At 65.7% G+C, this 19,666-nt stretch carries 20 protein-coding genes; 15 read left to right on the top strand and 5 right to left on the bottom strand.

The window, feature by feature from the left end:
- The first annotated feature begins 11 nt into the window (after positions 1-11).
- The 3 genes from AC5Y5W_RS22070 (at position 12) to AC5Y5W_RS22060 (ending at position 2,774) form a co-directional block, all read left to right on the top strand.
- Positions 12-845, top strand: coding sequence for an enoyl-CoA hydratase (locus tag AC5Y5W_RS22070; protein ID WP_500022625.1), 834 nt, complete (start codon positions 12-14; stop codon positions 843-845).
- A gap of 24 nt (positions 846-869) precedes the next feature.
- Entirely contained in the window at positions 870-2,498 is a 1,629-nt protein-coding gene (locus AC5Y5W_RS22065) for an ABC-F family ATP-binding cassette domain-containing protein (RefSeq protein WP_500022619.1), read from the top strand.
- Between the two features lie 84 nt (positions 2,499-2,582).
- The gene (locus AC5Y5W_RS22060; protein WP_500022618.1) at positions 2,583-2,774 is read left to right on the top strand and encodes a helix-turn-helix domain-containing protein; all 192 of its coding nucleotides are present in this window, start codon (positions 2,583-2,585) and stop codon (positions 2,772-2,774) included.
- Between the two features lie 86 nt (positions 2,775-2,860).
- Here AC5Y5W_RS22060 and AC5Y5W_RS22055 read toward each other — a convergent pair whose 3' ends face one another.
- Together AC5Y5W_RS22055 and acnA are read right to left on the bottom strand one after the other, a co-directional pair.
- The gene (locus AC5Y5W_RS22055; protein ID WP_500022617.1) at positions 2,861-3,424 is read right to left on the bottom strand and encodes a TetR/AcrR family transcriptional regulator; all 564 of its coding nucleotides are present in this window, start codon (positions 3,422-3,424) and stop codon (positions 2,861-2,863) included.
- A 65-nt stretch (positions 3,425-3,489) separates the two neighbouring features.
- Positions 3,490-6,312, bottom strand: a complete 2,823-nt coding sequence (gene acnA / locus AC5Y5W_RS22050; protein ID WP_500022616.1) for an aconitate hydratase AcnA — start codon at positions 6,310-6,312, stop codon at positions 3,490-3,492.
- 264 nt (positions 6,313-6,576) lie between these two features.
- On the opposite strand from acnA, the gene AC5Y5W_RS22045 reads away from it, so the two are divergent.
- From AC5Y5W_RS22045 to AC5Y5W_RS22005, 9 genes are all read left to right on the top strand, one after another.
- A complete protein-coding gene (locus AC5Y5W_RS22045) occupies positions 6,577-7,119 on the top strand; it encodes an Rv1476 family membrane protein (protein ID WP_500022624.1) in 543 nt (180 codons plus the stop codon).
- Between the two features lie 235 nt (positions 7,120-7,354).
- Positions 7,355-8,815, top strand: a complete 1,461-nt coding sequence (gene ripA / locus AC5Y5W_RS22040; RefSeq protein ID WP_500022615.1) for an NlpC/P60 family peptidoglycan endopeptidase RipA — start codon at positions 7,355-7,357, stop codon at positions 8,813-8,815.
- A 44-nt stretch (positions 8,816-8,859) separates the two neighbouring features.
- The gene (gene ripB / locus AC5Y5W_RS22035) at positions 8,860-9,540 is read left to right on the top strand and encodes an NlpC/P60 family peptidoglycan endopeptidase RipB (protein ID WP_500022623.1); all 681 of its coding nucleotides are present in this window, start codon (positions 8,860-8,862) and stop codon (positions 9,538-9,540) included.
- Between the two features lie 204 nt (positions 9,541-9,744).
- Positions 9,745-10,869: a chaperone MoxR1 gene (gene moxR1 / locus AC5Y5W_RS22030; RefSeq protein WP_499890456.1), complete on the top strand. Its 1,125-nt coding sequence runs from the start codon at positions 9,745-9,747 to the stop codon at positions 10,867-10,869.
- A 38-nt stretch (positions 10,870-10,907) separates the two neighbouring features.
- Entirely contained in the window at positions 10,908-11,819 is a 912-nt protein-coding gene (locus AC5Y5W_RS22025) for a DUF58 domain-containing protein (RefSeq protein WP_499890556.1), read from the top strand.
- Positions 11,816-12,823 (top strand): VWA domain-containing protein, encoded by a 1,008-nt coding sequence (locus tag AC5Y5W_RS22020; RefSeq protein ID WP_500022614.1) that lies wholly within the window; start codon positions 11,816-11,818, stop codon positions 12,821-12,823. The genes AC5Y5W_RS22025 and AC5Y5W_RS22020 overlap by 4 nt, the downstream gene beginning before the upstream one ends.
- An 86-nt stretch (positions 12,824-12,909) precedes the next feature.
- On the top strand, positions 12,910-13,641 hold the full coding sequence (fabG1, locus tag AC5Y5W_RS22015) for a 3-oxoacyl-ACP reductase FabG1 (RefSeq protein ID WP_500022613.1): 732 nt from the start codon (positions 12,910-12,912) through the stop codon (positions 13,639-13,641).
- A 29-nt stretch (positions 13,642-13,670) separates the two neighbouring features.
- On the top strand, positions 13,671-14,480 hold the full coding sequence (gene inhA, locus AC5Y5W_RS22010; RefSeq protein ID WP_500022612.1) for an NADH-dependent enoyl-ACP reductase InhA: 810 nt from the start codon (positions 13,671-13,673) through the stop codon (positions 14,478-14,480).
- Positions 14,480-15,535, top strand: a complete 1,056-nt coding sequence (locus tag AC5Y5W_RS22005) for a ferrochelatase (protein ID WP_500013646.1) — start codon at positions 14,480-14,482, stop codon at positions 15,533-15,535. The genes inhA and AC5Y5W_RS22005 overlap by 1 nt, the downstream gene beginning before the upstream one ends.
- Here the strand turns inward: AC5Y5W_RS22005 and AC5Y5W_RS22000 are convergent.
- Positions 15,501-16,358, bottom strand: a complete 858-nt coding sequence (locus AC5Y5W_RS22000) for an Rv1486c family protein (RefSeq protein WP_500013648.1) — start codon at positions 16,356-16,358, stop codon at positions 15,501-15,503. The two genes, AC5Y5W_RS22005 and AC5Y5W_RS22000, sit on opposite strands and share 35 nt — an antisense overlap.
- A gap of 58 nt (positions 16,359-16,416) precedes the next feature.
- Between AC5Y5W_RS22000 and AC5Y5W_RS21995 the strand changes: the two genes are divergently transcribed.
- The 3 genes from AC5Y5W_RS21995 to AC5Y5W_RS21985 are packed head-to-tail and all read left to right on the top strand — an operon-like array spanning position 16,417 to position 18,373.
- Complete coding sequence (locus tag AC5Y5W_RS21995) at positions 16,417-16,851, top strand: NfeD family protein (protein ID WP_499890474.1); 435 nt, start codon at positions 16,417-16,419, stop codon at positions 16,849-16,851.
- An 18-nt stretch (positions 16,852-16,869) separates the two neighbouring features.
- A complete protein-coding gene (locus AC5Y5W_RS21990; protein WP_500013650.1) occupies positions 16,870-18,012 on the top strand; it encodes an SPFH domain-containing protein in 1,143 nt (380 codons plus the stop codon).
- Position 18,013: 1 nt separating this feature from the next.
- Positions 18,014-18,373, top strand: a complete 360-nt coding sequence (locus AC5Y5W_RS21985; RefSeq protein ID WP_500013652.1) for a DoxX family protein — start codon at positions 18,014-18,016, stop codon at positions 18,371-18,373.
- Between the two features lie 101 nt (positions 18,374-18,474).
- On the opposite strand, the gene AC5Y5W_RS21980 is transcribed toward AC5Y5W_RS21985, so the two are convergent.
- Complete coding sequence (locus AC5Y5W_RS21980; protein WP_500013654.1) at positions 18,475-18,969, bottom strand: nitroreductase family deazaflavin-dependent oxidoreductase; 495 nt, start codon at positions 18,967-18,969, stop codon at positions 18,475-18,477.
- A gap of 22 nt (positions 18,970-18,991) precedes the next feature.
- Positions 18,992-19,612 carry a TetR/AcrR family transcriptional regulator gene (locus tag AC5Y5W_RS21975; RefSeq protein ID WP_500013656.1) on the bottom strand — a complete coding sequence of 207 codons (621 nt, stop codon included), beginning with the start codon at positions 19,610-19,612 and terminating at the stop codon, positions 18,992-18,994.
- Positions 19,613-19,666 lie beyond the last annotated feature (54 nt).

Here is a 19,666-nt window from a genome sequence, read left to right as displayed (position 1 = left end):
GCTCGCAAGCACTGCACGCGATAGCGTGCAGTTTCGTGAACTACGTACTCGTCGAGCATCCGCGACCGGCGGTAGCACAGATCACTCTCAACCGGCCGGAGCGGATGAACTCCATGGCGTTCGATGTCATGGTCCCGCTCAAAGCGGCCTTGGAGGAGATCACCTACGACAACTCGGTACGGGTGGTCGTGCTGACCGGCGCCGGCCGAGGATTTTCCTCTGGCGCCGACCACAAATCGGCGGGCGCGGTGCCGCATGTCGACGGGCTGACCCGGCCGACCTACGCGCTGCGCTCGATGGAACTGCTCGACGACGTCATCCTAAGGCTGCGGCGCCTGCATCAACCGGTGATCGCTGCGGTCAACGGCGCGGCGATCGGCGGGGGGCTGTGTTTGGCGCTGGCCGCCGATATCCGGGTCGCGTCGGCCGATGCTTATTTCCGCGCCGCCGGCATCAACAACGGGCTGACTGCCAGCGAGCTCGGCCTGAGCTATCTGCTGCCCCGGGCCATCGGATCGTCGCGCGCCTTCGAGCTCATGCTCACCGGCCGTGACGTCGACGCTGAGGAAGCCGAGCGGATCGGCTTGGTGTCGCGTCAGGTTCCCGGTGAACAGCTGCTGGGCACCTGCTATGCGATGGCTGAGCGGATCGCCGCATTCTCCCGGCCGGGAATCGAGTTGACCAAGCGCACACTGTGGAGTGGACTGGACGCCGCTAACCTGGAGGGGCACATGCAGGCCGAAGGCCTGGGACAGCTTTTTGTTCGTCTGCTCACGGCCAACTTCGAAGAGGCGGTCGCCGCGCGCGCAGAGAAGCGGCCGGCAGTGTTCACCGACGACAAGTAACGCAATTCGAATAGGAGAGTGACCGTGATCACGGCAACGGACCTTGAGGTCCGCGCTGGTGCGCGCACACTGCTCTCCGCTGACGGACCGGCACTGCGGGTGCAGCCCGGTGACCGCATCGGGTTGGTCGGACGCAACGGAGCCGGCAAAACCACTACGCTGCGCATCCTGGCCGGCGAGGGCGAGCCGTATGCCGGAACGGTGGCCCGGACCGGCGAGATCGGTTATCTGCCGCAGGATCCCAAAGAAGGCGACCTCGACGTGCTGGCCCGCGACCGGGTGCTCTCCGCGCGCGGCCTCGACACGCTGCTGACCGATCTGGAAAAGCAGCAGGCGCTGATGGCCGAAGTCGCCGACGACGACGCGCGCGACCGCGCCGTGCGCCGCTACGGCCAACTCGAGGAGCGATTCGCCGCGCTGGGCGGCTACGGCGCCGAAAGCGAAGCCGGCCGGATTTGCGCCAGTCTCGGCTTGCCCGAACGCGTGTTGACCCAACCGCTGCGCACCCTGTCGGGCGGACAGCGCCGCCGGGTGGAGTTGTCGCGCATCCTGTTCGCAGCATCCGATACGGGCGCAGGCTCGGACACCACCCTCTTACTCGACGAGCCGACCAACCACCTCGACGCCGATTCGCTGGGCTGGCTGCGGGATTTCCTGCGCACGCATAGTGGCGGGCTGGTGGTGATCAGCCACAACGTCGACCTATTGGCCGATGTCGTCAATCGGGTGTGGTTCCTCGACGCCGTACGCGGCGAGGTCGACGTCTACAACATGGGCTGGCAAAAGTATCTCGATGCCCGGGCCACCGACGAGCAGCGCCGCCGCCGGGAACGGGTGAACGCCGAACGCAAAGCCACCGCGTTGCGCACCCAGGCCGCCAAGCTGGGCGCCAAGGCCACCAAAGCGGTTGCGGCGCAGAACATGTTGCGGCGCGCCGATCGGATGATGGCTGCGCTGGACGAAGAGCGGGTAGCCGACAAGGTGGCCCGGATCAAATTCCCGAGTCCGGCATCGTGCGGGCGCACGCCGCTGGTTGCCAACGGGCTGACCAAGATGTACGGCTCGCTGGAAGTGTTCACCGGTGTCGATCTGGCCATCGACCGCGGGTCACGGGTGGTGGTGCTGGGACTCAACGGTGCCGGCAAGACGACGCTGTTGCGGCTGCTGGCCGGTGTCGAGCAAGCCGACGCCGGGGCACTGGCGCCTGGACATGGTTTGAAAATCGGCTATTTCGCGCAGGAACACGACACCCTCGACGACGCCGCGACGGTATGGCAGAACATCCGGCACGCGGCGCCCGATTCCGGTGAGCAGGATTTGCGCGGTCTGCTGGGCGCGTTCATGTTCAGCGGGCCGCAGCTCGACCAGTTGGCCGGCACGCTCTCCGGCGGAGAGAAGACCCGGCTGGCGCTGGCCGGGCTGGTGGCATCCACCGCGAATGTGTTGTTGCTCGACGAGCCCACCAACAATCTCGATCCGGCTTCTCGCGAGCAGGTCCTCGACGCGCTACGCAGTTACACCGGCGCGGTCGTACTGGTCACGCACGATCCGGGGGCAGCCGAGGCGCTGGATCCGCAACGCGTCGTGCTGTTGCCCGACGGCACCGAAGACCATTGGTCTAACGAGTATCGGGATCTCATCGAGTTGGCCTGACGGCGATTTCGCGAAATCGGTCCGGCGATGACGACCGCTTCCTACGCTGATGCGCGTGGGGTTCAGTGAAGCGGGGAGGTGCCGATGAGGAAGTCGAAGAAAACACGCGACCAATTGCTGGTCGAGTTGCGCAGCGCGTATGAGGGTGGGGCCAGCATTCGCACGCTGGTGGCATCTACCGGCCGATCGTACGGATCAATTCACAGCATGCTGCGCGAGTCGGGCACGCCGATGCGCAGCCGCGGCGGGCCCAACCACCGCACCCGCACCCCCTAGTCACGCGCGAGCGTGCGTGCCCCCGGTGCGACACGCCGCGCTGATCCCGGGTTTGCGCACTCTCGCGCACACGCAAGGACAGCGAACTAGCTCTGCCGCACTGAGCTTTCGACCAAATCCAGCACGGCGGCAAGGCGCTGCACATCTTCACCCGATGCGAGCCGGGCTACCAACCCGTCCAGCACCAGGTCCAGGTAGCACTGCAGCACGTCGCTGGCCACGTCGTCGCGTAGCCGTCCGGCCTGCTTCTGCCGGCGTAGCCGATCGGTCGTCGCCGCGGCAAGTTCAGCGGAACGCTCGGTCCACCCCCGGCTGAACGCCGGGTCGTTGCGCAGCTTGCGGGCAATCTCCAACCGTGTGGCAAGCCAATCGAACTGGTCGGGCGCGGCGAGCAAGTCACGCATTACCTGGATCAGCCCCTCGCGGGATGCCACGGCCGCCATCCGCTCGGCATCCTCGCGCGCCAGTTCGAAGAACAGTGTGTCCTTGTCGCGGAAATGGTGAAAGATCGCACCCCGCGACAACCCGATGGCGCGCTCGAGCCGACGCACCGTCGCGTTCTCGTAGCCGTACTCGGCGAAGCAGTGGCGAGCGCCGTCGAGGATTTGACGGCGCCGGGCCGCCAGATGGTCCTGGCTGACCTTGGGCACAGGCGACGCCTAAGTCGTCGCGTGGCGACCCGCTGCGCCCGGCCGCGCCGCGCGTGCGATCGCCACTACTTTGACTTCAGCATGTTGCGCAGCACGTACTGCAAGATGCCGCCGTTGCGGTAGTAGTCGGCCTCACCGGGGGTGTCGATCCGCACCACCGCATCGAATTCGACCGGCTTGCCACCTTCCTTGCTGGCCTTGACGTGCACCGTCTTCGGTGTCTTGCCGTTGTTGAGCTCCTCGATACCGGTGATGTCGAACACCTCGGTGCCGTCGAGCCCCAGCGACTTGGCGTCCTTGCCCTCGGGGAACTGCAGCGGGATCACGCCCATGCCGATCAGGTTGGAGCGGTGGATGCGCTCGAACGACTCGACGATCACCGCCCGCACACCCAGCAACAGCGTGCCCTTGGCCGCCCAGTCCCGCGACGACCCGGACCCGTACTCCTTGCCGCCCAGCGCCACCAACGGAACACCTTGTGCCGCATAGTTTTGCGCCGCGTCGTAGATGAACGCCTGCGGGCCGCCATCCTGGGTGAAGTCGCGGGTGTAGCCACCGGCAACGTCGTCGAGCAGCAAGTTGCGCAACCGGATGTTGGCGAAGGTGCCGCGGATCATCACCTCGTGGTTACCGCGCCGCGACCCGAAGGAGTTGTAATCCTTGCGCTCGACGCCATGCTCGTCGAGGTACTGCGCCGCCGGAGTTCCCGGCTTGATGCTGCCCGCCGGCGAGATGTGGTCGGTGGTCACCGAATCGCCCAGCAGCGCCAGCACTCGGGCGCCGCTGATGTCGCTGACCGGCTCCGGGTCGGCCGACATCCCCTCGAAATACGGCGGCTTTCGCACGTAGGTCGAATCCGCGTCCCACGCAAAGGTATTGCCGCTGGGCGTGGGCAGGTTACGCCAGCGCTCATCGCCCTTGAACACGTCGGCGTAGTTCTTAGTGAACATCTCCTGGTTGATCGCCGACGCGATGGTGTCGGAGACATCCTTCTGCGACGGCCAGATGTCGCGCAAGAAAACGTCGTTGCCCTCTTTATCTGTACCGAGCGCTTGCGATTCGAAATCGAAGTCCATGCTGCCGGCCAGTGCGTAGGCGACCACCAGCGGGGGAGACGCCAGGTAGTTCATCTTCACGTCCGGGTTGATGCGGCCCTCGAAGTTGCGGTTGCCTGACAGCACCGCCGAGACCGAAAGGTCGTTGTCGTTGATCGCCTTCGAGATTTCCTCGGGCAGCGGGCCGGAGTTGCCGATGCACGTCGTGCAGCCGTAGCCGACCAGGTAGAAGCCCAGTTTTTCCAGATACGGCCACAGGCCGGCTTTTTCGTAATAGTCGTGAACAACCTGCGAGCCCGGGGCCATCGTGGTCTTCACCCACGGCTTTGAGGCCAACCCCTTCTCCACGGCGTTGCGTGCCAACAGCGCCGCGCCCAGCATCACCTCCGGGTTTGAGGTGTTGGTGCACGACGTGACCGCGGCGATCACCACCGCGCCGTGGTCGAGCACGAAGTCGCCCAGTTCCTTGGACTGCACCGAAACCGGGTTGCTGACACGGCCTTCGGAGTGGACAGCGGCCGACTTGGCCGCGGGGGTTTCGCCGTTCTCGGCGAACGACGTGTTGCGCACCGCATCGCTGGCCGGGAAAGTTTCGTCGACGGCCTCGTCGAGTTTCGTGTATTCCTGCTTGTCGGGATCGTCGCCGACGTAGTTCGGAATCTGCTCGCGGAAGGTGGCTTTCGCGTCGGAAAGCGCGATGCGGTCCTGCGGGCGCTTCGGCCCGGCGATTGACGGCACCACATCGGACAGGTTGAGCTCGATGTATTCGGAGAATGCCGGCTCGCGGGCCGGGTCGTGCCACATGCCCTGCTCTTTGGCGTATGTCTCGACAAGCGCCAACTGCTCGTCATCGCGCCCGGTGAACCGCAGGTAGTCGATGGTCTCCTGGTCAATCGGGAAAATCGCTGCGGTAGAACCGAATTCAGGGCTCATGTTGCCCAACGTGGCCCGGTTGGCCAACGGCACCTCGGCCACGCCCTCACCGTAGAACTCAACAAATTTGCCGACCACACCGTGTTCGCGCAGCATCTCGGTGACGGTGAGCACGACGTCGGTGGCGGTCACACCGGGCTGGATTTCACCGGTCAGCTTGAAGCCGACCACCCGCGGGATCAGCATGGACACCGGCTGACCGAGCATCGCGGCCTCGGCCTCGATGCCGCCAACGCCCCAGCCCAGCACGCCCAGGCCGTTGACCATCGTGGTGTGTGAGTCGGTTCCCACACAGGTGTCCGGGTAGGCAACCCCGTCGCGCTCCATCACCACGCTGGCCAGGTACTCGATGTTGACCTGGTGCACGATGCCCGTTCCGGGCGGCACCACCTTGAAGTCTTGGAAGGCGCCCTGCCCCCAACGCAGGAACTGGTAGCGCTCCCCGTTGCGCTCGTACTCGATCTCGACATTGCGCTCGAACGCATCGGCGCGGCCGAAAAGATCCGCGATCACCGAGTGATCGATCACCAGGTCGGCCGGTGCCAACGGGTTGACCTTTTCGGGGTTGCCGCCCAGTTCGCCGACGGCTTCGCGCATGGTGGCCAAGTCGACGATGCAGGGCACGCCGGTGAAGTCCTGCATCACCACTCGGGCCGGCGTGTACTGGATTTCGATGCTGGGCTCGGCCTCGGGGTCCCAGTTCGCGATGGCCTGGATGTGGTCCTTGGTGATGTTGCTGCCGTCCTCGTTGCGCAGCAGGTTTTCGGCCAGGACCTTGAGACTGTAGGGGAGTTTCTCGGTGCCCGGCACCGCGTCGAGGCGATAGATCTGATAACTCGTGTCGCCGACCTTCAAGGTGTTGCAGGCGTCGAACGAATTCACCGAATCCTTGCTGCTCACATCAACTCCCGTGATCTAGTTCGTCGGCGGCGACCCGCTGCGCTCGGCTACGCCGCAGTTGCGATCGCCGCTAGTTCTGCCCGCTGACGGGCCGTGTCAACGGGGTGGGACTACCCTAACAGTACGCTTGTCCTGCATTCCGGGCGCCTGCCCGTATCCGACAGTGTTGTCCCGTCGACGGCTGCTGTCACCGGTCATCGGCGCCGCGGGGTACGGTCTTGATCCGTGACCACCCCGCACGCGCCCGCATACATCCCGGGCGAGATCTGTGGCACCGTCGGCGCCGATCCGGCGACCCCGCCTGATCAATGCATGGCACTGGTCCGGGGGCAGATCGACGCCGAATCCGTCAGCGCTCCGGCGGCGGTCAAGCCGGCGCTACTCGAGGTGGTCAACCAGGCCCGTGGCGACGGCATCGACCTGAAGATCGTCGTGCTGGACCACAACCCGCAGAACGACCCGCCGCTGCGCGACGTCGCGACCGTGGTCGGTTCTGACCATCCGGACGCCACCGTGCTGGTACTCAGCCCGTCGTTCGTCGGCTCCTACAGCACGCACTTCCCGCGGTCGACGCTGGAAATCGGCGAAGACAACGCCAAGACCGGCAACCCGGTTGTCTCCGCACAGAATTTCCTGCACCAGTTGAATACGCCGCAGTTCCCCTGGGCGGCACTGACAATAGTGCTGTTGATCGGCGTACTGGCCGCCGTCGTCGGGACCCGGATTCTGCAGCTGCGCGGTAGGCGTTCAGCAACGCCCGAACAAGACGCCGAAACGCTGGACAGCCCGCCGGAGCGAAGCGTCTAACTCGCAATATGCGACATGTGTCGCATAGCCGCCCGCCAAAAGCCGATCGGCTTGGCAAATTAGCCAGGTCACCATTAGGTCACAATCATTTCAATTACAGAGTTGTAGTTTGTGACTAAAGTTTCCAATGAGCCACCTGTGACTTACGGTGCAGTTGATGTTTGTGTTCTTTTCGTGCTTCCAGTGACAACTGGGGCCGACGCCGTCCGTCCAGCGTTGAGCCATAGGGAGACTAATGAGGCGCATCCGCCGCGGCTCGCTTTCTCGATTGGCCCCGAGCCTTCGATTAGCCGCCAAGCTGGCGCGCCCGCTTGCCCCCGCGGGGCTCAGCGTGGTCGTGCTACTGGGCGCACCGGGGCTCGCGACGGCGGATCCCGGTGCGGCCCCGGACACTTTGGCGGCGCTGATCGCTGACGTCGCCAAGGCCGACCAACAGTTGCAGGATCTCAGCGCGGCCATCCGGACCGAACAGGAAAGCGTCAACAAGGCTCTGGTCGACGTGGAGACCGCGCGCGACAACGCCGCAACGGCCCAGCACGACGTCGAGGTCAGCCAGCAGGGCGTTAAGGATGCCACCGCCGCAATCAGCGCGGCCCAGCACCGGTTCGACAGTTTCGCCGCAGCCACCTACATCAATGGACCGTCGGACAGCTACCTCACCGCGGCTGGCCCCGATGACATCATCGCCACCGCTACGGCGGGTCGGGCGCTGGCTGCCAGTTCGCAGCGCGTGATGGACAACCTGCAACGGGCCCGCACCGAGCAGGTGAATAAGGAGTCCGCGGCACGATTGGCCAAGCAGAAGGCTGACAAGGCCGCTGCCGACGCCCAGTCCAGCCAGGACGCGGCGGTGGCGGCACTCACCAACGCCCACCGCAAGTTCGCCGAGCAGCAGCAGGAAGTAAACCGTCTGGGCGCCGAACGCGACGCGGCCCGGATCAGACTCGACGCCGCCCGCAATTGGTCGGCACCGGGGGGCGGACCAGGTTCCGGCCCGCGGGCGGCGTCGCCACCCGGTGACCGCTGGGACTCCGGCGCGCCGGGCGCGGCGGCAGCGCCGGCCCGGAACCAGGGTCAGTGGGACGGGGTGTGGGATCCCACCCTTCCGATGGTGCCCAGCGCCAACGTCCCCGGCGATCCGATCGCCGTGATCAACACCATCTTGGGCGTTTCGGCGACCTCATCGCAGCTCACCGCAAATATGGGGCACAAGTTTCTGCAGTCGGTGGGCCTCATCAAGCCGGACACCCCTGACCCGGGCATCACCAACGGCCGAATCCCGCGGGTCTACGGGCGGCAGGCGTCCGAATATGTGATCCGGCGCGGAATGTCGCAGATCGGGGTGCCCTATTCGTGGGGCGGTGGCAATGCCGCCGGCCCGAGCAACGGCATCGGCTCCGGCTCGGGCACGAACGGATTCGACTGCTCGGGTCTGGTGCTGTATTCGTTCGCCGGGGTGGGCATCAAGCTGCCGCACTACTCGGGCTCGCAGTACAACTTGGGCCGCAAAATCCCGTCCGCGCAGATGCGCCGCGGCGACGTGATCTTCTACGGCCCCGGGGGCAGCCAGCACGTGACGATCTACCTCGGTCAGGGTCAGATGCTCGAGGCTCCCGACGTCGGGCAGACGGTGAAGGTGTCCCCGGTGCGCACCAGCGGGATGACGCCCTACGTGGTGCGCTACATCGAGTACTGATAGTGAGAATATTTGTGCTGCACAAGGCATCTCGTGCGATCAAGGTGACCTTGACGGTGTCAGCTGTGATCGGACTGTTGGTTGCTCTGGCCGGTCCCGCCGCTGCTGAGGAAGGGGGATGGGATCCGACATTGCCGGCGACCATCAGCGCCGGTGCGCCGGGGGACCCGCTCGCCATCGCCAACGCCTCGTTGAACGCCACCGCCCAGGCGACCCAGAGCACGCTCGATCTGGGCCGGCAATTCCTCGGCGGGCTCGGAATCAACCTGGGTGGGAGCAGCAACGCGAGCACTGCGCCGACCCGGATTCCCCGGGTGTACGGCCGTCAGGCCGTCGAGTATGTGATCAAACGTGGGTCGTCGCAGATGGGGGTGCCGTATTCGTGGGGTGGCGGCACCCCCAACGGCCCCAGCAAGGGCGTGGACTCCGGCGCAGACACCGTCGGCTTCGACTGCTCGGGCTTGATGCGGTATGCCTTCGCCGGGGTTGGCGTGTTGATCCCGCGATTCTCCGGTGATCAGTACACCGCTGGTCGACACATTCCACCGGCGCAGGCCAAACGCGGTGACCTGATCTTCTACGGTCCTGGCGGCGGTCAACACGTCACGATGTATTTGGGGCAGGGCCAGATGCTGGAAGCATCCAGTATCGCCGGCAAAGTCACGGTCAGTCCGGTGCGGACCGCCGGGATGACGCCGTTCGTGACCCGGATCATCGAGTACTGAGGATTTTTTGGTGGCGAGCGTGCGCGTTTGTACGCGACACGCCGATGGTTGCCGTACATCCATGCACGCTCGCGCCCCGAAGGCATGCGGCGTCGACGGAACCCGGGCGGCCTGGAATAGTTGAACGCGGGCACGCCGCTGCCCCGCGACGTTCGTCGTGCGAGCAGTCGTGTCTGGATAGAGAGCTGTGGAAGGGTTGTACCGATGACATCAGCAGGTGGCGCCAGCGGGTACTCGGGTCCGGGCGGGCCACCGACGACGCCCGCGCACGCGGCGCCGCCGGGCGGTGGCAACGGGCTGGCTGCCGAGGTACACACCCTGGAACGGGCCATTTTCGAGGTCAAGCGGATCATCGTGGGCCAGGACCAGTTGGTGGAGCGGATGCTGGTCGGCTTGCTGTCCAAAGGCCATGTGCTGCTCGAAGGTGTGCCCGGCGTGGCCAAGACCCTGGCGGTGGAAACCTTCGCCCGGGTGGTCGGCGGGACGTTCGCCCGCATCCAGTTCACGCCGGACCTGGTGCCCACCGACATCATCGGTACCCGGATCTACCGGCAGGGCAAGGAAGAGTTCGACACCGAACTCGGCCCGGTGGTGGTCAACTTCCTACTCGCCGACGAGATCAACCGGGCGCCGGCCAAGGTGCAGTCCGCGCTGTTGGAGGTCATGCAGGAGCGCCACGTCTCCATCGGTGGCAAGACCTTCCCGCTGCCCAACCCGTTTTTGGTGATGGCCACCCAGAACCCGATCGAGCATGAAGGTGTCTACCCGCTGCCCGAGGCTCAGCGGGACCGCTTCCTTTTCAAGATCAACGTCGGCTATCCCTCTCCGGAGGAGGAGCGCGAGATCATCTACCGGATGGGCGTGACGCCTCCCCAGCCCAAGCAGATCCTCGACACCGGCGACCTGCTGCGGCTGCAAGAAATCGCATCCAACAACTTCGTGCACCACGCACTGGTCGACTATGTGGTGCGCGTTGTCACCGCCACCCGCCACCCTGAACAACTCGGAATGAACGACGTCAAGAGCTGGATCTCGTTCGGCGCATCCCCGCGTGCTTCACTGGGCATCATCGCCGCGTCGCGTTCGCTGGCGTTGGTGCGGGGCCGTGACTACGTGATCCCGCAGGACGTCGTCGAGGTCATTCCCGACGTGTTACGGCACCGACTGGTGCTCACCTACGACGCCCTCGCCGACGAAATCTCCCCGGAGATCGTCATCAACCGCGTTCTGCAGACGGTAGCCATGCCGCAAGTGAATGCCGTTCCACAGCAAGGACATTCGGTGCCTCCGGTGATGCAGGGTGCTGCGACCGCGGCTAGTGGTCGGTGACTGATCCCGAGGCGCGGGCGGTAGTCCATCCGCCGTCGATGCAACGCGGCAACATCGACGACCCGAAGCTGTCGGCAGCGCTGCGGACCCTTGAGCTGACCGTCAAACGCAAGCTCGACGGCGTCTTGCACGGTGATCACCTCGGCTTGATTCCCGGTCCCGGGTCTGAGCCGGGGGAGTCGCGCGAGTATCAGCCCGGTGACGACGTCCGCCGGATGGACTGGGCGGTCACCGCGCGTACCACTCACCCCCATGTCCGGCAGATGATTGCCGACCGCGAACTGGAGACCTGGTTGGTGGTCGACATGTCGGCCAGCCTGGACTTCGGTACCGCAGTCTGCGAGAAACGCGATCTGGCGGTCGCGGCCGCGGCCGCCATCACGTTCCTCAACAGTGGCGGCGGCAACCGGCTCGGCGCGCTTGTTGCCAACGGCGCGCAGACAATCCGGGTGCCGGCCCGCTCCGGGCGCCAGCATGAGCAGACGCTGCTGCGCACCATCGCCACCACGCCCAAGGCGCCGGTCGGAGTGCGCGGTGATCTGGCAGCGGCCATCGATGCGCTGCGCCGGCCGGAGCGTCGCCGCGGAATGGCCGTGATCATCAGTGACTTCCTCGGCCCGATCAACTGGATGCGCCCGTTGCGCGCGATCGCGGCCCGCCATGAGGTGCTCGGCATCGAAGTGCTCGACCCTCGCGACGTCGAGCTGCCCGACGTCGGCGACGTCGTCCTACAGGACGCCGAATCCGGGGTCACCCGGGAGTTCACCATCGACGCGCAGCTGCGTGACGACTTCGCCAAGGCCGCGGCGGCTCATCGCGCCGAGGTGGCCCGCACGCTCCGCAGCTGCGGAGCGCCGCTGCTGTCGTTGCGCACCGACCGCGACTGGATCGCCGACATCGTCCGCTTCGTCGAATCGCGGCGCCGCGGTGCATTGGCGGGGCGCCAATGACACTGCCGTTGCTCGGGCCGATGACCCTGACCGGGTTCGCCCACGCGTGGTGGTTTCTGTTCCTGCTGGTGGTTCTCGGGATCGTCGCGCTCTACATCATCGCCCAGGTGTCCCGGCAGCGCCGGATGCTGCGCTTCGCCAACATGGAGCTGCTGGAAAGCGTGGCGCCCAAGCAGCCCACCCGCTGGCGGCATCTGGCGGCGATCCTGCTGTCGGCGGCCTTGGTGCTGTTGACCATCGCGATGGCCGGCCCCACCCACGATGTGCGGATTCCGCGCAACCGCGCGGTGGTGATGCTGGTGATCGACGTGTCGCAGTCCATGCGCGCCACCGACGTCGACCCCAACCGCATGGTGGCCGCGCAGGTGGCCGCCAAGGAGTTCGCCGGCGAGCTGACTCCGGGGATCAACCTGGGATTGATCGCCTACGCCGGGACGGCGACGGTCCTGGTGCAGCCGACCACTAACCGGGAGGCGACCAAAGTCGCGCTGGACAAGTTGCAGTTCGCTGACCGCACGGCCACCGGCGAAGGCATCTTCACCGCGCTGCAGGCCATCGCCACCGTCGGCGCGGTGATCGGCGGCGGCGACACCCCGCCGCCGGGTCGCATCGTGTTGTTCTCCGACGGTAAGGAAACGGTGCCGACCAATCCGGACAACCCCAAGGGCGCGTTCACCGCGGCGCGCACCGCCAAGGACCAGGGCGTGCCGATCTCCACGATTTCTTTCGGCACCCCTTACGGGTTCGTCGACATCAACGGCCAGCGCCAGCCGGTTCCCGTCGACGACACGACGATGAAAAAGGTTGCCGAGCTCTCCGGCGGCAACAACTACAGTGCCTCGAATCTGCAGCAGCTCAAAGAGGTCTACGCAACTTTGCAACAGCAGATCGGCTACGAGACGATCCGCGGCGACGCCAGCGTCGGCTGGCTGCGGCTTGGCTCGTTGATCCTGGCGCTGGCCGCCTTGGCGGCGCTGCTGATCAATCGCAGATTACCTACGTAACTTGCCGCCGAGTGGCCAGTTAATGCACGCGTCCGCCCAAAAGGCGTGTCACAAGTGGCCGCTCGACGATGCGATAGGTTGTCGGGGTGACTGACACGGGGAGGCCACCGTTCGTGGCTCGATCAGTACTGGTGACGGGCGGAAACCGGGGGATCGGTCTGGCGATCGCGCAGCGGCTGACCGCCGACGGCCACAAGGTGGCAGTCACGCACCGCGGATCCGGGGCGCCCGAGGGGTTGTTCGGTGTCGTGTGCGACGTCACCGACAACGCGGCCGTCGACCGCGCCTTCAAGGAGGTCGAGGAGCACCAAGGCCCGGTCGAGGTGCTGGTGTCCAATGCCGGCATATCCAAGGATGCGTTTCTCATCCGAATGACCGAGGAGCGGTTCGAGGAGGTCATCAACGCCAACCTCACCGGGGCCTTCCGGGTGGCCCAGCGCGCCTCGCGCAGCATGCAGCGCAAGCGTTTCGGCCGGATCATCTTTATCGGGTCGGTCTCCGGCAGTTGGGGCATCGGCAACCAGTCCAACTACGCGGCCGCCAAGGCCGGCCTGATCGGCATGGCCCGCTCGATCTCCCGGGAGCTGTCCAAGGCCAACGTGACCGCGAATGTGGTGGCGCCGGGCTACATCGACACCGAGATGACCCGTGCCCTGGACGAACGGATCCAGGAGGGTGCGCTGGACTTCATCCCGGCCAAGCGGGTCGGCACCGCCGCTGAGGTCGCCGGGGCGGTCAGCTTCCTGGCGTCCGAGGACGCCAGCTACATCGCCGGCGCCGTGATCCCGGTCGACGGCGGCATGGGCATGGGCCACTGAAGACTTCGACACAAACACTTAGGACGGACATGGCAGGACTGCTCGAAGGCAAACGGATTCTGGTCAGCGGGATCATCACCGACGCGTCGATCGCGTTCCACATCGCCCGGGTAGCGCAGGAAGAAGGCGCGGAGCTGATCTGCACCGGGTTTCAGCGGATGCGCTTGATCGAGCGCATTCTCGGCCGGCTACCGCAAAAGCCGCCGCTGCTCGAGCTTGACGTGCAGGACGAGAAGCACCTGGACAGCCTGGCCGATCGGGTCGCCGAGATGATCGGCGAGGGCACCAAGCTGGACGGCGTGGTGCACTCGATTGGTTACATGCCGGAGACCGGGATGGGCATCAACCCGTTCTTCGATGCACCGTATGAGGATGTCGCCAAAGGCATTCACATCTCGGCATATTCGTATGCGTCGCTGGCCAAGGCGCTGCTGCCGATCATGAGTCCAGGCAGCGCAATCGTGGGTATGGATTTCGACCCGACGCGGGCGATGCCGGCCTACAACTGGATGACGGTGGCCAAGAGCGCGCTGGAGTCGGTGAACCGGTTCGTCGCGCGGGAGGCCGGTCAGTACGGTGTGCGCTCCAATCTCGTTGCGGCCGGGCCAATTCGAACGCTTGCTATGAGCGCGATCGTCGGTGGTGCACTCGGCGAGGAGGCCAGCGGCCAGATGCAGTTGCTCGAGCAGGGCTGGGACCAGCGCGCGCCGATTGGCTGGAACATGAAAGACCCGACCCCGGTCGCCAAGACGGTCTGCGCCGTGCTGTCCGACTGGCTACCGGCCACCACGGGCGACATCATCTACGCCGACGGCGGAGCGCACACCCAGTTGCTCTGATGGACTTTGACGCCGTCCTGCTGCTGTCGTTCGGCGGACCCGAGGGCCCCGAGCAGGTGCGGCCTTTCCTGGAGAACGTCACCCGCGGCCGCGGTGTGCCGCCGGAGCGTCTCGACGAAGTCGCCGAGCACTATCTGCATTTCGGTGGAGTGTCGCCGATTAACGGCATCAACCGCGCACTGGTCACCGAGCTACGTGCCGAACTAGCCGACCGCGACTTGGATCTGCGGGTGTATTTCGGTAACCGCAACTGGGAGCCCTACGTCGAAGATGTCGTCGCGACCATGGGAGACAACGGCATTCGCCGCGCTGCGGTGTTCACCACGTCGGCGTGGAGCGGTTACTCCAGTTGCACCCAATATGTCGAGGACATCGCCCGGGCGCGCAGAGCAGTCGGCCCCTCCGCACCGGACCTCGTCAAGCTGCGGCCCTACTTCGACCATCCGCTGTTTGTGCAGATGTTCGCCGAGGCGGTCGCCGCTGCCGCCGACACCGTGCCGGCAGACGCGCGACTGGTGTTCACTGCACACTCCATCCCGATAGCTGCCGATCAGCGCTGCGGCCCGCGCCTATACAGCCGCCAAGTCGGCTATGCCGCCAGGCTGGTCGCTGCCACCGCCGGATACCGGAACTATGACGTGGTCTGGCAGTCGCGATCGGGCCCGCCTCAGGTTCCGTGGCTGGAACCAGATGTGGCCGACCATCTTTCAACGCTCGCCGACACCACGTCTGTGATCGTCTGCCCGATCGGCTTTGTCGCCGACCACATTGAAGTGGTGTGGGATCTCGACCATGAGCTGCGGAAGCAGGCTGATGCGGCGGGCATGGCTTTCGTGCGGGCCGCCACACCCAACGCGGATCGCCGATTCGCGCGGCTGGCCATCGATTTGATCGATGAACTGCGCGACGGCCGCCGTCCTACCCGTACGACGGGTCCCGACCCGGTGCCCGGCTGCGGGGCGAGTGTTAACGGCATACCGTGCGGGCCGCCGCATTGCGCGGCCGAGTGGTCGGCCGCGCTCAGCCCTGCCACGCCGACTGCAGAATCGCGCTGATCGCAGCCATCCGCGCAGAACGCACCACGGTGGCCAGCGGTTGCAGCGCGGCGCTTGCGATTTGTGCTTCCGATGACGACTGCGTCGTGGTCCGGCTCAATTCGGCGCTGACGGTCACGATCGCGTCGACGTGCGCCGCGGTCTCCAGTACCCGCACGGCGCGCGGCGGCGCGTGGTCGGGAATACGATGACAGCGCGTGGTTTCCAGCTGCTGCTCGACGAGTCCGCGCGGGTCGTCGACATCCGAGCCGGCCGAGCCAAGACCGATGGCGCCGAGCGCTTCTGCGGCCGACCGTACCGCTGACCGTAGCCCATATTCGGCTTCGCCGAGCTCGTCGTGGTCGTGTACCGGCAAGCCGGTCAGTGAGTAGACCGTCCACGACAGCCCATCCGATTCCGGGGCATCGGTGTCCGCGTCGGATTCGTCATATCGGAAATCGGGAACTAACCCGACGGCCACCGTGGAGTCGTTGCGGTCAGACACCACTACCGCCTCACCGGCCGCCAGCGCCTCGCGCTCGAACTGCGTGCCGGCAGCCAGCCCGCGAACATCACCGGGCACCGGCAATACCAGGTTGATCGCGGGCGCGGACATCGGCGGCCGGCCGGCCGCGGTGCGCAGAGTTTGCAGCAGCGACACCGCGCCGGTGTTGTCCAGATCCGGCCACGGCAGACCAGTGTACCCGGCCGCGACAGCATCATATGCGGTGACGGATTGCGCTGGCGCCCAAAGCGATAACGCATCGAGGACATCATCGGGCGCGGCCTTGCCGGCGAGCCAGGCATTGGCCCATACCGACAGCGAAGCGCTGGGGCACCACATGATCCGCAGTCTAGTTGTTGTTCGCCGTGATCGACGTGCCGCGCGTTATCCTGGCGGCATGCCCGCCGCCCTGATTTGGCTGATCTTCGCGCTGGGCCTCGCTGGTGCCGAGGCGCTGACCGGCGACATGTTCTTGTTGATGCTCGGCGGCGGGGCGCTGGCAGCGGCCGGAAGCAGTTGGCTTTTGGACTGGCCGGTCTGGGCCGACGGCGCGGTGTTCGCAGTGGTTTCCGTCCTGCTGCTGATCCTGGTCCGACCGGGGCTGCGGCGACGGTTGACCCCTGCGAAAGACGCGCAGACCGGTGTTCAGGCGCTGGAAGGCAAAAGTGCGCTCGTGCTCGATCGGGTCGCGCGCCATGAGGGCCAGATAAAGCTGGGCGGCGAGGTGTGGACGGCACGGCCGTTCAACGACGGCGACGTCTACGAGCCCGGCGACCAGGTGACCGTCATGCACATCGACGGAGCCACCGCCGTGGTCTGGAAGAACGTCTAACAGAGAGGAATCGGAAGAATGCAAGGTGCAGCTGCCGGTTTGGTGTTTCTCGCGGTCCTGGTGATTTTCGCGGTCATCATTGTGGCCAAGTCCATCGCGCTGATCCCGCAGGCCGAGGCGGCGGTGATCGAGCGGCTGGGCCGCTACAGCCGCACGGTCAGCGGGCAGCTGACGCTGCTGGTGCCGTTCATCGACCGCATCCGCGCCCGCATTGACCTGCGCGAGCGGGTGGTGTCGTTCCCGCCGCAACCGGTGATCACCGAGGACAACCTGACGCTGGCCATCGACACCGTGGTCTACTTTCAGGTCACCAATCCGCAGGCGGCGGTCTACGAGATCAGTAACTACATCGTCGGCGTCGAGCAGTTGACCACCACCACGTTGCGCAACGTGGTCGGCGGGATGAACCTGGAGCAGACCTTCACCTCGCGCGATCAGATCAACCAGCAGTTGCGCGGTGTCCTCGACGAAGCCACCGGCCGCTGGGGTTTGCGGGTGGCCCGTGTCGAGTTGCGCAGCATCGACCCGCCGCCGTCGATCCAGGCGTCGATGGAAAAGCAGATGAAGGCCGACCGGGAGAAGCGGGCGATGATCTTGACCGCCGAAGGCCAGCGGGAGTCGGCGATCAAACAGGCCGAGGGGCAGAAGCAGTCGCAGATCCTCCAAGCCGAAGGCGCCAAGCAGGCTGCGATCCTGGCCGCCGAGGCCGACCGGCAGTCGCGGATGCTGCGCGCGCAAGGCGAGCGGGCGGCTGCCTATCTGCAGGCTCAGGGCGAGGCCAAGGCGATCGAGAAGACATTCGCCGCGATCAAGGCTGGCCGGCCTACCCCGGAGCTGCTCGCCTATCAGTATCTGCAGGTTTTGCCACAGATCGCCCAAGGCGAGTCGAGCAAGGTGTGGGTCGTACCCAGCGATTTCGGTTCAGCGCTGCAGGGTTTCACCAAACTGTTGGGCGCCCCCGGCGATGACGGGGTCTTTCGCTACCAACCGTCACCGGTCGAGGATGATCTGCCCAAGCCGGAGGATGACAGCGATGAGATCGCCGATTGGTTCTCCACTGAAACCGATCCAAAGATCGTCGAGGCGGTGGCCAAAGCCGAAGCCGACGCACGCAAGCCGGTGGAGGGTACGATCGGGCTTCCACCGGAACTGCATCGGTGAGGTGAGTGCGTTGACATCCCCAAAAACGTATGCGGCGCTGGCCGTTTTCCAGGCAGGCGATGCCGTGGCGTGTGCCATCCCGCTGCCGTACATCGCGAAATCCTTGGATACGCTGGATGTTCCGCAAAACATCCGGTGGATTCTTCCGGTGGCCAAAGCCGCCTCCGTCATCGGGTTGCTGTCGGTTACCCGGATTCCAGGACTGGCGCGGCTTACGACGGCGATGCTGACGCTCTACTTTGTGCTTGCTGTCGGGGCGCACATCCGTGCCCGCGACCGAGTCGTGAATGCAGTTCCGGCGGCGTCATTTTTGGCGATGTACGCAGTGCTGACGGCGAAGGGCCCGAGTCGGGGTCAGTGACCCGCGGCGTGAACAAGTAACGGCTGCCGCGGAAACGGTCGTGGTGTTTCCGCGGCAGCCGTCATTGGCGGTGATCAGGGGCCGGGTGAGGCTGGCCGTCGTCATGCCCGCCCGTTGAGTCGCAGCTCGACGATCGGCAGAGGCGTGTCGGTTTCGGTGATCGGGGCGCCCAGCGTCTGCTCGAGCACGGGCTTGAACTGTTCCCAGGCGCGCGGGCGATGGGAGATGTATTCCGCAAGCGCCTGATCTGCCTCCGCCGTATCCAGCACCCGCGCGGTTGCTCGCGCAGGCGCGCGGCTCCCCGCGTAGACCCGCACGTGCGGGTTGACCTGGATATTGCGGAACCATTGAGCTTTTTCGCCGAAGCCCGCGACGACGACATAGCGGTCGGATGCGGGATGCCCGATGACTTCGAGCACGACGTAACGCCGCGCACCGGACTTGCGGCCGATGTGTTCCAGCATCAGCAGACGTGACCCGAACAACGCTCCGGCATGGGCCTTGTAGATCCAGATCGGTGCGCGCATAAGCCGGCGCGACCGCAGGATCCGTGCGCCAACCGCGGCAAAGAGCGAGGATGGATGTGTGGTGGACATGAAACCTCCGTTTCTTGGTGGGTTAGACGTCGCTGGCAAGTCCGTCACGATAGATAGCGAAAACTTCGCTCGCCCAACGTGTTATGCCGTCCGCCGAGAGCGGGTCGACACCGAGCACTTCGGCCAGCCGCGAGCGCAGCGTCAGCACCGCCAGGTCGTTGACCAACAGGAACGCGGCCCGCATGTCGGGGTCAGCGCCCGGACTGGCGGTTCCGGCGGCGACCATGGCGTCGAGGATGTCGCGGCTGAGGCGGTGCAATCGCGCGAACAATGCTGTCCCAGCTGCACCGCCGCTGATCAGCAACCGGCTCAGATAAGCCGGGATCGCCGAGTCAGGTGGCAGATGGGTGGTCAAGCCGTCGAGCATGCTGGGCACTGTGGCGGGATCCAGGCCGGAAGTCGCGGTGCGCGTGGCCATTTCAGTCAGCACCGCCTCAAGACTGCTGACGACGTGATCGTCGACGGCCGCCACCAAGCCGTCCTTGGAACCGTAGTGGCGCACCAGCAGGGCCGGCGACACCCGTGCGGCGGCGGCGATGTCGCGCATTGTGACGCCGTCTTGACCACGGGCGGCGAACAGCGCCAGCGCCTCGTCACGGATGCGGGCCCGCGCCGTGCGATCATCCGGCGACGGTAAATGCATGTTTACAATTGTAAACAATTGTTTAGTCGGTGCCAAATGGGTGCCGCTCTGCGG

Source organism: Mycobacterium sp. NGS51 (assembly GCF_059812525.1).
The sequence above is the reverse complement of the archived record's forward strand: the minus strand, read 5'-3'. Positions and strand labels throughout refer to the sequence as shown.